Raw genomic sequence first — 13,713 nt, 5'->3', positions numbered from 1 at the left:
CTGATGGGCGCCTATATCCTGCGCCGCATCCTGTTGATGATCCCGACCCTGTTCGGCATCATGGCGATATCCTTCGCCGTCATCCAGTTCGCCCCCGGCGGTCCGGTCGAACAGGTCATCGCCCGGCTGACCAATCAGGGCGGCAGCGACCGCCTCGGCGGCGGTGGCGGCGACGCGGGTGCTGGGGGCAACCTGGATGTCGCCGGTGACGTCAGTTCGAAATATCGCGGGGCGCAGGGGCTCGATCCGGAATTCATCAAGAAGCTGGAAAAGCAGTTCGGCTTCGACAAGCCGCCGCTCGAGCGCTTCGGCATGATGCTGTGGAACTATGCCCGCTTCGATTTCGGCGACAGCTATTTCCGCGACATTTCGGTGCTCGACCTGATCCTGGAAAAAATGCCGGTGTCGATCTCGATCGGACTGTGGATCACGCTTTTGTCCTACCTGATCTCGATCCCGCTCGGCATCCGCAAGGCGGTCAAGGACGGCACTCCCTTCGACGTCTGGACCAGCGGCGTCGTCATTGTCGGCTATGCCATTCCGGGCTTCCTGTTCGGCATCATGCTGATGGTGCTGTTTGCCGGCGGGTCTTTCTGGGACTGGTTTCCGCTGCGCGGCCTCACCTCGGACAATTGGGATCAATTGTCCTGGTGGGGAAAGATCGTCGACTATTTCTGGCACATGACCTTGCCGCTGACCGCGCTGGTGCTGTCGGCCTTCGCCACGACGACGCTATTGACCAAGAACTCGTTCCTCGAAGAAATCCGCAAGCAGTATGTGGTGACGGCGCGGGCCAAGGGCCTGTCGGAACGGCAGGTGCTCTACGGCCATGTCTTCCGCAACGCCATGCTGATCGTCATCGCCGGCTTCCCTGGCGCCTTCATCTCGGCCTTCTTCACCGGCTCGCTGCTGATCGAGAACATCTTCTCCCTCGATGGCCTCGGCCTGCTCGGCTTCCGGTCGGTGGTCGAGCGCGACTATCCCGTGGTGTTCGCCAATCTTTACATCTTCTCGCTGCTCGGGCTGTTCGTCGGTCTCTTGTCCGACCTGCTCTACACCTGGGTCGATCCGCGCATCGATTTCGAGCGGAGAGACGTCTGATGTCGGAGGCTATAGTCCCCGTGGACGCGGCACCCGCGCGGATAAAGCGGCCGTTTCTGTCGCCGCTCAACAAGCGGCGCCTGCAGAACTTCAGAGCCAACCGGCGCGGCTACTGGTCGCTGTGGATCTTCCTCGTCCTGTTCGTGCTGTCGCTGTTTTCCGAGTTCATCGCCAACGACAAGCCGATCATCGCCTCCTACAAGGGCGAGATCCTGTTTCCGGTGCTGGTCGCCTACCCCGAGGAAAAATTCGGCGGTTTCTATGCCGTCACCGATTATCGCGACCCGGTCATCCAGGACGAGATCAACGCCAATGGCTGGATGATCTGGCCGCCGGTGCGCTACTCCTATCAGACCGTCAACAACGCCATTCCGGAAGCAGCACCGGCCAGGCCGTCTTGGCAGTATGACGCCACGAAGCGCTGCAACCAGTACCCGCAGGGTGCCGCCGACCCCGCCTGCATCGTCGGCAACTGGAATTGGCTGGGCACCGACGACCAGGCGCGCGACGTGCTGGCGCGCGTCATCTACGGCTTCCGCATTTCGGTGCTGTTCGGCCTGATCCTGACCGCCGGCTCGGCCTTGATCGGCGTCGCGGCCGGCGCCGTGCAAGGCTATTTCGGCGGCTGGACGGATCTCTTGTTCCAGCGTTTCATCGAGATCTGGTCTGCCATCCCGGTGCTCTACCTCCTGCTCATCGTCGCCGCCATCCTGCCGCCGGGCTTCTTCATCCTGCTCGGCCTGATGCTGCTGTTCTCCTGGGTGGCGCTGGTCGGTGTGGTGCGGGCCGAGTTCCTGCGCGCCCGCAATTTCGAATATGTCAACGCGGCCCGGGCGCTCGGCGTGCCCAACCGCACCATCATGTTCCGGCACCTGCTGCCCAACGCCATGGTGGCGACATTGACCTTCATGCCCTTCCTGCTCTCAGGCTCGATCTCGACGCTGACCTCGCTCGACTACCTCGGCTTTGGCCTGCCGCCCGGCTCCGCCTCGCTCGGCGAACTGCTCAAGCAGGCGCAGCGGAACCTCAATGCGCCGTGGCTCGGCATTTCCGGCTTCGTCGTCATCTCGCTGATGCTGTCGCTGCTGGTCTTCGTCGGCGAGGCGACGCGCGATGCCTTCGATCCGCGCAAGACGTTCAGATGAGCGAAGCCCCCTTGCTCAGCGTACAGGACCTCAGCGTCGCCTTCAGCCAGGGCGGCAGCCAGTCGACGGCGGTCGACCACATCTCGTTCGACATCGCCAAGGGCGAGACGGTGGCGCTGGTCGGCGAATCCGGTTCCGGCAAATCGGTCTCGGCGCTTTCGGTGCTGAAGCTGCTACCCTATCCAAGCGCCAGCCATCCCTCGGGAAAGATCCTGTTCCAGGGCGCCGACCTGCTGGCGATGAACGAGAAGCAGTTGCGGCAGGTGCGCGGCAACAAGATCACCATGATCTTCCAGGAGCCGATGACTTCGCTCAATCCGCTGCACACGATCGAGCAGCAGATCGTCGAGATCCTGAAGCTGCATCAGGGCATGGCCGACCGCCCGGCCAAGGAACGCACACTGGCCTTGCTCAACGAGGTCGGCATCCGCGATCCGCACAAGCGCCTCGATGCCTATCCACACCAGTTGTCCGGCGGCCAGCGCCAGCGCGTGATGATCGCCATGGCGCTGGCCAACGAGCCCGAACTTCTGATCGCCGACGAGCCGACGACGGCGCTCGACGTCACCGTGCAGGCGCAGATCCTCGAACTGCTGGCCGGCTTGAAGAGCCGCAAGGGCATGTCGATGCTGTTCATCACCCATGATCTCGGCATCGTGCGCAAGATTGCCGATCGCGTCTGCGTGATGACCAAGGGCAAGATCGTCGAGACCGGGCCGACCAAGGAGATCTTCGCCAATCCGCAGCATGCCTATACGCGGCATCTGCTGGCGGCCGAGCCAAAGGGCAAGCCGCCGGCCGCCAATGCCGATGCCAAGCCTGTCATGACCGGCAAGGACATAAAGGTCTGGTTCCCGATCAAGCAGGGCTTCTTCCGCCGCACCGTCGACAATGTGAAGGCGGTCGACGGCATCGATGTCACCGTGCGCGCCGGCCAGACGCTTGGCGTGGTCGGCGAATCCGGCTCCGGCAAGACGACGCTCGGCCTGGCGCTGGCGAGAATGATCTCGTCGACCGGAACGATCCAGTTCAACGGTCGCGACATCAACCAGCTGACTTTCAACGCCATGCGGCCGCTCAGGCGCGAATTGCAGATCGTCTTCCAGGATCCGTTCGGCTCGCTCAGCCCGCGCATGTCGATCGCAGAGATCATCGAAGAAGGCCTCAAGATCCACGAGCCGAAGCTGTCGCCCGACGAGCGCGACGACAAGGTGGCCGCCGTGCTGAAGGAGGTCGGGCTCGATCCGGCGACACGCAACCGCTATCCGCACGAGTTTTCCGGCGGCCAGCGCCAGCGCGTTGCCATCGCACGCGCCATGGTGCTCAACCCGCGCTTCGTCATGCTGGACGAGCCGACGTCGGCACTCGACATGAGCGTGCAGGCGCAGGTCGTCGACCTGCTGCGCAGCCTGCAGGCCAAGCACGACCTCGCCTATCTCTTCATCAGCCATGATTTGAAAGTCATCCGGGCGCTCGCCAATGACGTCATCGTCATGCGCAACGGCAGGATCGTCGAAGCTGGTCCTTCCCAGCAGATTTTTGAAAACCCGCAAACCGACTATACTCGGGCGCTGATCTCGGCCGCCTTCAAGATCGAGACGGCACCGGTCGGCATCGTCAGCGAGTGATCTGCGTAGAGAGGGACTAAAAGACCGCAATGGAAAAAGGCCGTATCCTGCTTGCCGTCACCGGCTTTCATCCGCAGCGCTGGCGCGAGCTCCTGTCGGCCGAGCGCGAGGTGGTGCTGGAGCCCGACGGCGCCAGCGACCCGTCGATCACCTATGCCGTGGTGTGGAAGCAGAAGCCGAACCTGTTGTCGTCGCTGCCCAATCTGCGCGCCATCTTTTCGATCGGCGCCGGCGTCGATCATATCTTCGCCGATCCCGGCCTGCCCGATGTGCCGATCGTCAAGGTCGTCGCCGACAACCTCACCCAGTACATGACCGAATATGTCGTCTGGCGGGTTCTCGATCATCACCGCCAGGGCCTGCTCTACCGGTCGCAGCAGCCGAAGAAGATCTGGCACGAGCCGCAGCAGAGGCCTGCCGGTGACATTTCGGTCGGCATCATGGGCCTCGGCAGTCTCGGCCGCGCCGCGGCCTCGGTGCTTTTGCCGCTCGGCTTTGCCGTCAATGGCTGGTCGCGCACCGACAAGGTCATGGAAGGCGTCGCGACTTATTCCGGCGAGGCTGGACTGATCCCCTTCCTCAAGGCCACCGACATCCTGGTGGTGCTTTTGCCGCTGACGCCGGAGACCAAGGGCATTATCAACTACGGCGTGCTGAAGGAGCTGCGGAAACGCAACGGCCTCGGCGGTTCGGTGCTGATCAATGCCGGGCGCGGCCGTCTGCAGAAGGATGCCGACATTTTGCGGGCGCTGGATGACGGCACATTGAAGGAGGCGAGCCTCGACGTGTTCGAGGTCGAACCGCTGCCGAAGACCAGTCCGCTGTGGGGGCATCCAAAAGTGTTCGTGACGCCGCACGCGGCAGCGACCTCCGACCCGGTGCATCTGGCGCCGATCATGCTGCGCCAGATGGACGCCTTCGAACGCGGTGAAAAGCTGGACAATCTGGTGGACCGCAAGGCGGGGTATTAGCCAGGCAGAGCGAGCTTCTTCTGCTTGTCCGGCTGGCCGCAGTCGCGTCGATCGATCGACCGGTTCATGGCATCGATCTCACCGCTCGCCTTGTCGGTATCGCGTTTGGCCTTGGAGCGCATGTCAGGTGTGAACGGGCCGAAGCCCATCGCCGGATTGGAGAATGTCGGCTTGGCCTTCGCCGGAAGGTTGTATTGCTGCGCCAAGCCGTTGCGCTGCGCCAGCAACTGATCGCACGGCACGGTGTCGTATTGCAGGGAGGACTGGACGTTCGCATCCTGCTGTTCCGACATCGAGGTGCCGCCGACACAGCCGGCGGTCAGCAGGCAAGAGGCCAAGATCATCATGTTCCAGCGCATCGACTATGCTCCTCCTGATATCCAGCCCTGACTCGAGCAGATCGCAAATATCAGTCGCGCATGCAAATCGGACTTTTTCACAGCAAGATTGTTTGCGATGCGGCGAGGCCGCCCCTCCGCCGGCGCGTGGCTGACGGAGCATCAAACGAAAAACCCGCCTGCGCGGCGGGTCACTGGCGCAAATCAGCACCATGGGCGAAGATGTACCATAGCTGAGGGCAGGGTGTCAAGAAAAAATTCCTATCACGCTGCCCGGCAAAAAGGTGCCGACACCGCCGAACTGGCTGTCGTCAGCTCTTTTGCTGAGCTGAGTTCGGAGCCTTGGCCACAACGACCAACCCGTTGACGTGTTCCCCACGATCCTGCCGGATGACGGTTGGCTCCAGTGACAGGACCGAAAGCCCGTTGGCGGCCAGGACGTCGCGCACATAGTGTTGCGCATGCGCATAGCGGCGCGACGGCAGCAGCACGAAATCGCCATCGCCAGCCAGCGTCTCGACGGAAAACGCGAACAGGCCATCCGTGGCCAGCAAGTCGGCAATCGTTTTCACCACGCCGTCCAGCGCGCCAACATAGATGAAAACATCGGCCACCGTCACCAGATCGGCTTTCGGACCGGCATAGGGAAAATCCCGCAGATCGGCCTTGTCGAGGAAATCGTAGACGCCCTTGGTCCGCGCCTTTCTCAGCATTTTGGCCGAAGTGTCATACCCCTCCAGCCGGTCGACGATCGGCCGCAGCATCTGCCCCATCAGGCCGGTGCCGCAGCCGAGATCCAGAGCGAGCGGGAAGCGTCCTGGCCTTGCCGCTCGAATGGCCTGGTCGAGCATTTCAGGCAGGCGGTAACTCAGCCTGCCGACCAGGGACTCATCGAAGCTCTCGGCATAGTGGTCGAACAAGGTCTCGACGAAGGCGCTGGGGAGCGCGTCGGGCGCCGGCGCCTTGCCGATCAATTGCAGGTTCAGTGCAGCGCCTTGACGATCCGATGGATCGAGTTGCAGCGACATCGTCCAGGCCTGCGCGGCCAGCTCCGCCGCGCCCGCCGCCTGCTGCATCTCGCCGAGGCGAAACCAGCCCATCGCCCATTGCGGTGTCATTTCCAGGGCGCCGAGCAGCAATTCCGCCGCCGCCGCATGATCGCCATCCGCGTGCAGCATCTCGGCATAATCGGCACGGCGATCGGCGTTCAAGTCGCCGGACGAGGCCTGAAGCGGTTTCATGGCGATGGGTCCTGCCGGCGGATCGAGCCGGCGGTGCTCTATGCGGGAGTCAGCAGTGACTTACAACAGGCTTCCCGCCGCGGAATTATATCCTATCTTGGGGATCATGCGCGCCAGCGACCTGCTTCATCCCCGGCCCGAGGGCCTCTATTGCCCGCCGGGCGATTTCTTCATCGACCCGGTCCGGCCGGTCGACCGGGCATTGATCACGCATGGCCATTCCGACCATGCGCGTTCCGGCCACCGCTCGGTGCTGGCGACGCGGCAAACGCTCGACATTATGGGCCTGCGCTACGGTGAGAATTTCGCTGGCACGACGCAAGCGGCACAACTCGGCGAGACGATAGCACTCAACGGCATCAGCGTCAGCTTCCATCCAGCCGGCCATGTGCTGGGCTCGGCGCAGATATCCGTCGAGCATCAGGGCACGCGTATCGTCGCTTCCGGCGACTACAAGCGGCGGAGGGACGCGACCTGCGCGCCATTCGAGCCGATCCCGTGCGATGTGTTCATCACCGAAGCGACCTTCGGCCTGCCGGTGTTTCGCCATCCACCCGACACAGAAGAAATCGCCCGCCTGCTGAAATCGGCAGCGCAGTTCCCCGAGCGCTCGCATCTGGTCGGCGCCTATGCGCTGGGCAAGGCGCAACGGGTGATGCGGCTGTTGCGCGACGCCGGCTACGACAGGCCGCTCTACATCCATGGCGCGCTGGCCAAACTCAGCGAATACTACCAGAGCCAAGGCATCGATCTCGGCACCCTCGAACCGGCGACCGTCGAAAGCGGCGGCAAGGATGATTTTACCGGCGCCATCGTCGTCGGCCCGCCATCGGCCTTCGCCGACCGCTGGGCGCGGCGTTTTCCCGATCCGATCTCGTGCTTCGCGTCGGGCTGGATGCGCATTCGCCAGCGCGCCAAGCAAGGCGGCGTCGAGCTGCCGCTGATTATCTCCGATCATGCCGACTGGGATGAGTTGACCGCCACGATCAAGGAGACCGGAGCCGAGGAGATCTGGGTGACGCATGGCCGCGAGGAAGCGCTGGTGCGCTGGTGCGAGCTCGAAGGCATCGCCGCCCGGCCGCTGCATCTGGTGGGGTACGAGGACGAGGGCGATTGAAGCCATGAACCGCTTTGCCGAGCTTCTCGACCGCCTGGTGCTGACGCCGTCGCGCAACGGCAAGCTGACCTTGCTGACCGACTATTTCCGCGCTGTGGAGGATCCCGATCGCGGGCTGGCGCTGGCTGCCATCACCGGCGATCTCCACATCGCCGCGATCAAGCCGGCGATGTTGCGCATGCTGGTCACCGAACGCATGGATCCGGTGCTGTTCGGCTATTCCTACGATTATGTCGGCGATCTCGCCGAAACGGTGTCGCTGGTCTGGCCGCAAACGCCCGGGAACATCGCGAACCGCGAGCCTACGCTTGGCGAAGTCGTGGCCAAACTGCAGGCGGCAAGCCGCTCCGACGGACCGAAGGTGCTGGCCGGGCTGCTCGACAGCGCGGGCATCTCGGCGCGCTTCGCCATCATCAAGCTGGTCACCGGCGGCTTGCGCATCGGCATGTCGGCGCGGCTGGCCAAACAGGCGCTGGCCGATTTCGGCAAGGTCGACGTGGCCGAGATCGAGGAACTCTGGCACGGGTTGACGCCGCCTTACACAGCGCTGTTCGCGTGGCTGGAAGGCAAGGCCGAAAAGCCCAGGAACACGGCGTTGGCATTGTTTCGCCCGGTGATGCTGTCGAACCCGGTCGGTGACGGCGATCTCGAAAAGCTCGATCCGGCGGATTATGCCGCCGAATGGAAATGGGACGGCATCCGTGTCCAGGCGGTGGCCGAGGGCGGCATCCGCCGGCTCTATTCGCGCACCGGTGACGATGTTTCCGGCGCCTTTCCGGACCTCGCCGATGCCATGCATTTTTCCGCAACGCTGGACGGCGAACTGCTTGTCGGCGATCCCCGAGAGGCGACGGGAACCTTCTCGGATCTGCAGCAACGGCTGAATCGCAAGACGGTGACACCGAAGATGCAGCAGCAATACCCGGCCTTCATGCGCTGCTACGATCTGCTCCAGGTCGGCGGCGAGGATCTGCGCGCGCTGCCGTTTCGCGAGCGGCGCGGCCGGCTGGAAGCGTTTGTCGGAACGCTCGACCCGAGCCGTTTCGATCTTTCGCCATTCGTCGACTTCACGGATTGGCAAACGCTTGAGGAACTGCGCCGGGTGCCGCCGCATCCGATCATCGAAGGCGTCATGCTGAAGCGCTGGGACTCAGCCTATGTCGCCGGCCGGCCGAAAGGTCCATGGTTCAAATGGAAACGCGATCCGCACACGGTGGACGCGGTGCTGATGTATGCCCAGCGCGGCCACGGCAAACGCTCGAGCTTCTATTCCGACTATACGTTCGGCGTCTGGACAGGTGCCGAAGGCGAAGAGGAACTGGTGCCGGTCGGCAAGGCCTATTTCGGCTTCACCGACGAGGAGTTGAAGCAGATCGACAAATATGTCCGCGACAACACGATCGAGCGTTTCGGGCCGGTGCGCTCGGTGCGGGCTGACCGCGACAACGGCCTGGTGCTGGAAGTCGCCTTCGAAGGGCTGAACCGCTCGACCCGGCACAAATCCGGCGTTGCCATGCGCTTTCCCCGCATTTCGCGGCTGCGCTGGGACAAGCCGGCCAACGAGGCCGACCGCATCGAGACGCTGCAGGCGCTGCTCGACCGCTAGACCGTTCAGCGCTCTTACGGCTCGATCGAAACGCGGATTTCGTAGATGTCCGCGGCCTTACCCTGCTTGTCGAAGTCGGAATTGATGGCAATGGTGCCGGCCGAGCCCGGACGCTTGTCGGGAAACTGCACATCGAACAGATATTCGTTCTGCTGCTGGCCGACCGCATAGCGCTTGCGGCCGCAGTCGCCGAGTTCGCCGAAATTGCAGTCGACCGAAATCTGCGTCTCCTTGCCTTCTTCGGAGCGGGCAATGATGTCGAACACGGCATGTTTGCCGGCCAGCTTCTCCAGCACGCCTTGTCCGACGTCGAAACTGATCGCCGAACCAGACGCGCCGGAACGGATGCGCAGGAACGAACCGGTATCGTCCTTCATCACCTCGGCCCTGGCGTCAGACTGCGCGCTGACATGGGATGCATCGGCCGGCGAAAACACATTGATCCAGTCGCGCGCCTGGTCCGCGGCGCCGGGTTTTGCCGGACCGCCGTCGGCCGGTGTGAAATCGTCGTCCTCGACGGTCGGCGGCGCTTGCGGCGGGGCGGTGTCGAGTTGCGCGGATGTCTTGAACACGCCGGTCTGCACGGCGAAGAACAGGCCGATGCCAACCGCGGCGAGCAGTGTTACGGTCAGGAAGATGGCGGTCAGCGGCAGGCGACGCCCCCTTATGCGCCGTTCATCGCGGTCGGGCGCCACTTCCGTTGTCGCGCCGGCCGAGGCCGGAACCGACATGTCGATGGCCGGAGCATCGGGAAGCGTGGCCTCCGGCATGATATCGGGAACGACGGGCAGAACGCGGGAGCGCGGCGCATCGGCAGCGGATTGCACGGGTCCGTCGACGACGACATCGGGGGACGATGCCTGTCGGCCGGTTTCGACCGCGGGCGCCGGGTCCGCTCCAAATTCGACCGCCGGTGCATCGCCCTGCGGACCGACATCCGGCACCGCCGGCAGGAACTCGGATTCGATTTCGGTGATATTCGCCTGGATTGCCTTGCGGCGCTTGATGGCGACCTCAACGGTCACACCGGGATTGGCCTGGAGCGCGCGATCGAGCGCGGCAAAAGCCGAGCGATAGACCCTCTCGCGGAACGCGCGGTCCTCGGCATTGCCTTTCTCCAAGGCGTTCCGGATCGCTTTTTCGATCGCGTCCAAGCGGGTCCCTCTGTCTTTGCCAACCTTGCCGTGATCGTTAGCCGCAGGCGACCAATCAATCAACGGGCGAGCGGCGTATTCTGCCTCGCAGAGGTGTGCAAAGTCCATTCCGGCGCTGTTCCGGCAACAAAATCAGCATGTTTCGCCGATTTTCGCGCACAGGGAGCACACGCACCGTGCGCCGCATTCCCTTGGCGATTGATTGGCGGACAAGGCGGCGGCCGGCTTTCGAGGGTGCCACGACGCCGACGCAGGAATTGCCAAGTCGCATCTTGAATTCGCGCCCGGTTGCGTCTATCACCGCCGCATCCTGGAGGCCTTGGCTTCCTGGGCCGCTTTAGCTCAGTTGGTAGAGCACCGCATTCGTAATGCGGGGGTCGCGTGTTCGAGTCACGCAAGCGGCACCATTCCTCCTCCATTTTTGTCGTCTGTCTGCCCCTTCGCAGCTGGTGCAAAGGATTGCGGCGCCGGCCTGGCAGATCTGCCATTGTCGAGACACCGGTTTGGTGTGAAAATCATGGCCTCAGCATGGGAGGTCAAAAATGCCCAACAATTTCAAGACCGGAGACGTCGTCAGGCTGAAATCCGGAGGTCCCAGGATGACGATCAGCGATGGGGCAGCCTCGGGCATGTATCTGTGCCACTGGTTCAATCGCGAGGGCGAGGTGTGGACCCCGCAACATGCCGGGTTCAAGCCCGAACAACTGATTGCGGCCGACCAGTCGGACTAGAGTTCCTTCCATCCCGATCGAGCCGGGATGGGCACCCTCTTTTGTCCGGGCGTGAACGGATCAGCAGGCGCGACCGACGGATTTTCCGGGTCGCGGCGTTTAACGGTTGAAGCGCGATGGCGGCACAAGCCGTCTGCGTCGCGCCAACCTGGAGACGCACAGCATGATCCGCCGTTCGATAGCAGTCGTTGCCTTGAGTTTGCAGACCGTTGCGGCTTTCGCCCAGGCAACGACGCCGCCTGCACCGCCGACCGCCGCGCCACTTGCCGCGCCAGGCGCTTCGGGGACCAGGTCCGACATCACGCTGGCCAAATTCCAGAAGCGGCGCGAAAAGGCGATCATGGCGGCCGACACGGATGGCGACGGCAAGATCAGCCTGCTGGAATGGGAGGCCTTTCAGACGAAGCGCAACGCCAAAGGCGACGCCGCCAAATCCTTCGCGCGGATCGATTCCAACCATGACGGCTTGATCGATCGCGCCGAACTCGACGCATTCTTCGCCAGGCGCTTCGCCCGGCTGGACAAGAATGCCGACGGCATTTTGACGGCCGACGAACTGCCGGGCCACAAAACCGCTCCCAAGCAGGAGCAATGACCAAGAGGCAATGACGCGCGATGAATATCGGGAGTGCGCCGACTGATGGCTGCGGATCCGGACGAGGAGCTGGTTCGCCGTGTTGGCGCCGGCGAGCCGGCAGCCGTGCAAACCCTCGTCGCGCGCAAGCTGCCGCGTATCCTGGCGCTTGCCGCGCGCATGCTCGGCGATGCGGCGGAGGCCGAGGATGTCGCGCAGGAAACCTTCGTGCGGATTTGGCGCCATGCCGCGAGCTGGCGGCGCGGCAATGCGCGCTTCGACAGCTGGATCCACCGGGTGACGCTCAACCTTTGCTACGACCGGCTGCGTCGCAGGCGCGAGTGGGTGACCGGCGACCTGCCGGAAATGGTCGACCCCGCAGCACTTCCCGACGCCCCTCGCCAGGAGGACGCGCTTCGGGTCGAACGGGCGCTGCAAGCCATAGCGCCGCGCCAGCGCGAAGCGATCGTTTTGGTCTACTATCAGGAGATGTCCAATATCGAGGCGGCAGCGACCTTGCAGATCAGCGTCGATGCCCTGGAGAGCCTGCTTGCGCGCGGCAGGCGGTCGCTGCAGGCGATCCTGGCGGGGGATGGCGCCGATGAGTAAGCACCGGGCAAGCACCAACGCACCACGGCCATTGCGCCTTGCTGGTGCCGCCTGGCGCTCGGCGCCGACGGGCAAGGGGGCGACACATGGCTGAAGGATCCAGGAACGAACCCGCAATGGATGCCAGGCGCTTTGCCGTCTTGGCCCAGGCCTATGGCGGCGACTTGCGGCGATGGCCCGCGGCTGAGCGAATGGCCGGCACGGTCTTTGCCGCGAGCGGCGCGGGCAAGGCCATCTTGAGGCAGGCCGGGACACTTGACGCGCTGCTCGACAGCTACCGCGTCGACGCCCCGGACAAGGCACTGCACGGCAGCATTCTGCAGGCTGCCGGCCGGCACCTCGTCCAGCGCAGGCGCCAGTGGTTCTGGTGGCTGGGACTCGGACTTGCCGGCATTGGTGTGGCCGGTGCCGTGGCAGGGCTGGCCCTGGTGACCATCGTCACGCCGGAGGTCCAGCCGGACCATTATGTGCTGGATGCCAATGCGACGGCGTTTGGCGATGCCGGCCCCGATGCCGAGAACGGTGAGGAAAACCTATGAGCCCGCGCTGGATCCGTGGCCTGGTCATTGCTTCCGTGGTGCTGAACGTCTTTCTTGCAGGCGCATTCGTCGGCGGTGCGGTCTGGCTGAGAAATGCCAAAACAGGTGTCTCGCTGGAATCGGCCGGCCGACAGCTTCCCGACCAGGATCGCAAGGCGTTCCGCGAGGCGCTGCGCCAGGTTCGCGTGCAGTCCCGTCAGATCATTTTGGATGGCCAGCAGGCGAGGCAGCAGGCAGCGGACCTGTTGCAACAGCCTGTCATGGACGAGGCCGCCGTGTCGGCTGCCCTGGAGCGGGCACGCAACGCCGACGCGACGGTTCGCACCCGGCTCGAGCAGGCCATCGTCGACTTCGCGGCGAACACATCACCCGAAAACCGGAGCGTGCTGGCGCAGGCATTGCTGCGCCACATGGAACGCCGCGCTGCCGTTGCGCCAAAAAAATCGCCATGACGGCCGACGGAAAATGCTCGAGACGCCGTTTAATGAAGAGAAGGGACAAGCCTGCCCGATCGCACCGTGCCGGGCGGCCATCTTCAAACTCGAATGCACTCGGAGCCCAATTATGAGTCGCCTGAAAAACTATGCAGCAGCCGCTATCCTGGCGGTCAGTGGAACTGTCGTGACCGCCACCGCGTCCAACGCAATGCCCGTCATGTCTGTAACCCAACCGGCCGCCCCGGCATTGGTCGAGCATGTCCGCTGGGGGTGCGGCATCGGCTGGCACCCGAACCGATGGGGCCGTTGCGTGCCGAACGGCGTCGTCATCGTGCGCCCGCGCTACCACTACTGGCACGCTCCGGTCTATGGCTGGCACCCGCACCATCACTGGCGCCGCTGGCACCATTACTGATCAAAGCACCGCGGGGTCAGGCACCTGGCCCCGCGTCAGCGCCGGCGCACGGGCAATCCTGTCAGCCAGCCCGGAGTTAAGGTTAGCGCCGCTCCAATCCGTGGACG

At 63.9% G+C, this 13,713-nt stretch carries 15 protein-coding genes and 1 tRNA gene; 13 read left to right on the top strand and 3 right to left on the bottom strand.

The genetic code is table 11. The features are described from left to right. Window positions 1-3 precede the first annotated feature (3 nt). The 4 genes from EOB80_RS00165 to EOB80_RS00150 are packed head-to-tail and all read left to right on the top strand — an operon-like array spanning window position 4 to window position 4,845. Entirely contained in the window at window positions 4-1,101 is a 1,098-nt protein-coding gene (locus EOB80_RS00165) for a microcin C ABC transporter permease YejB (protein ID WP_127321004.1), read from the top strand. Further along, window positions 1,101-2,246, top strand: coding sequence for an ABC transporter permease (locus EOB80_RS00160; protein ID WP_127326247.1), 1,146 nt, complete (start codon window positions 1,101-1,103; stop codon window positions 2,244-2,246). The genes EOB80_RS00165 and EOB80_RS00160 overlap by 1 nt, the downstream gene beginning before the upstream one ends. Next, the gene (locus EOB80_RS00155) at window positions 2,243-3,874 is read left to right on the top strand and encodes an ABC transporter ATP-binding protein (RefSeq protein ID WP_127326246.1); all 1,632 of its coding nucleotides are present in this window, start codon (window positions 2,243-2,245) and stop codon (window positions 3,872-3,874) included. Before EOB80_RS00160 ends, EOB80_RS00155 begins: the two co-directional genes overlap by 4 nt. A gap of 29 nt (window positions 3,875-3,903) precedes the next feature. Continuing rightward, on the top strand, window positions 3,904-4,845 hold the full coding sequence (locus EOB80_RS00150; RefSeq protein ID WP_127326245.1) for a glyoxylate/hydroxypyruvate reductase A: 942 nt from the start codon (window positions 3,904-3,906) through the stop codon (window positions 4,843-4,845). On the opposite strand, the gene EOB80_RS00145 is transcribed toward EOB80_RS00150, so the two are convergent. Together EOB80_RS00145 and EOB80_RS00140 are read right to left on the bottom strand one after the other, a co-directional pair. After that, the gene (locus EOB80_RS00145; RefSeq protein ID WP_127326244.1) at window positions 4,842-5,204 is read right to left on the bottom strand and encodes a hypothetical protein; all 363 of its coding nucleotides are present in this window, start codon (window positions 5,202-5,204) and stop codon (window positions 4,842-4,844) included. The two genes, EOB80_RS00150 and EOB80_RS00145, sit on opposite strands and share 4 nt — an antisense overlap. Before the next feature lie 290 nt (window positions 5,205-5,494). Then, window positions 5,495-6,424 carry a methyltransferase domain-containing protein gene (locus EOB80_RS00140; protein WP_127326243.1) on the bottom strand — a complete coding sequence of 310 codons (930 nt, stop codon included), beginning with the start codon at window positions 6,422-6,424 and terminating at the stop codon, window positions 5,495-5,497. 106 nt (window positions 6,425-6,530) lie between these two features. Here EOB80_RS00140 and EOB80_RS00135 point away from each other — a divergent pair, with 106 nt between their 5' ends. Then, window positions 6,531-7,541, top strand: a complete 1,011-nt coding sequence (locus tag EOB80_RS00135) for a ligase-associated DNA damage response exonuclease (RefSeq protein ID WP_127326242.1) — start codon at window positions 6,531-6,533, stop codon at window positions 7,539-7,541. 4 nt (window positions 7,542-7,545) lie between these two features. Next, window positions 7,546-9,147, top strand: coding sequence for a cisplatin damage response ATP-dependent DNA ligase (locus tag EOB80_RS00130; RefSeq protein ID WP_127326241.1), 1,602 nt, complete (start codon window positions 7,546-7,548; stop codon window positions 9,145-9,147). 14 nt (window positions 9,148-9,161) lie between these two features. Here the strand turns inward: EOB80_RS00130 and EOB80_RS00125 are convergent, their stop codons facing one another. Next, window positions 9,162-10,301, bottom strand: a complete 1,140-nt coding sequence (locus tag EOB80_RS00125) for a hypothetical protein (protein ID WP_164762470.1) — start codon at window positions 10,299-10,301, stop codon at window positions 9,162-9,164. 331 nt (window positions 10,302-10,632) lie between these two features. On the opposite strand from EOB80_RS00125, the gene EOB80_RS00120 reads away from it, so the two are divergent. The 7 genes from EOB80_RS00120 (at window position 10,633) to EOB80_RS00090 (ending at window position 13,606) form a co-directional block, all read left to right on the top strand. Then, window positions 10,633-10,708, top strand: a tRNA-Thr gene (locus tag EOB80_RS00120). Between the two features lie 135 nt (window positions 10,709-10,843). Then, window positions 10,844-11,032 (top strand): DUF2158 domain-containing protein, encoded by a 189-nt coding sequence (locus EOB80_RS00115; protein ID WP_023811455.1) that lies wholly within the window; start codon window positions 10,844-10,846, stop codon window positions 11,030-11,032. Window positions 11,033-11,195: 163 nt separating this feature from the next. Beyond that, window positions 11,196-11,627 (top strand): acid-shock protein, encoded by a 432-nt coding sequence (locus tag EOB80_RS00110; RefSeq protein ID WP_127326239.1) that lies wholly within the window; start codon window positions 11,196-11,198, stop codon window positions 11,625-11,627. 45 nt (window positions 11,628-11,672) lie between these two features. Next, entirely contained in the window at window positions 11,673-12,215 is a 543-nt protein-coding gene (locus tag EOB80_RS00105) for an RNA polymerase sigma factor (protein ID WP_127326238.1), read from the top strand. A gap of 86 nt (window positions 12,216-12,301) precedes the next feature. After that, the gene (locus EOB80_RS00100; RefSeq protein WP_127326237.1) at window positions 12,302-12,754 is read left to right on the top strand and encodes a hypothetical protein; all 453 of its coding nucleotides are present in this window, start codon (window positions 12,302-12,304) and stop codon (window positions 12,752-12,754) included. Between the two features lie 35 nt (window positions 12,755-12,789). Next, complete coding sequence (locus EOB80_RS00095) at window positions 12,790-13,206, top strand: periplasmic heavy metal sensor (RefSeq protein WP_245466195.1); 417 nt, start codon at window positions 12,790-12,792, stop codon at window positions 13,204-13,206. Window positions 13,207-13,318: 112 nt separating this feature from the next. Further along, window positions 13,319-13,606 carry a hypothetical protein gene (locus EOB80_RS00090; RefSeq protein WP_127326235.1) on the top strand — a complete coding sequence of 96 codons (288 nt, stop codon included), beginning with the start codon at window positions 13,319-13,321 and terminating at the stop codon, window positions 13,604-13,606. The last annotated feature ends 107 nt before the right edge of the window (window positions 13,607-13,713 follow it).

The organism is Mesorhizobium sp. M7A.F.Ca.MR.245.00.0.0 (assembly GCF_003997415.1).
In the GTDB taxonomy this organism is placed as follows: domain Bacteria; phylum Pseudomonadota; class Alphaproteobacteria; order Rhizobiales; family Rhizobiaceae; genus Mesorhizobium.
The sequence above is the reverse complement of the archived record's forward strand: the minus strand, read 5'-3'. Positions and strand labels throughout refer to the sequence as shown.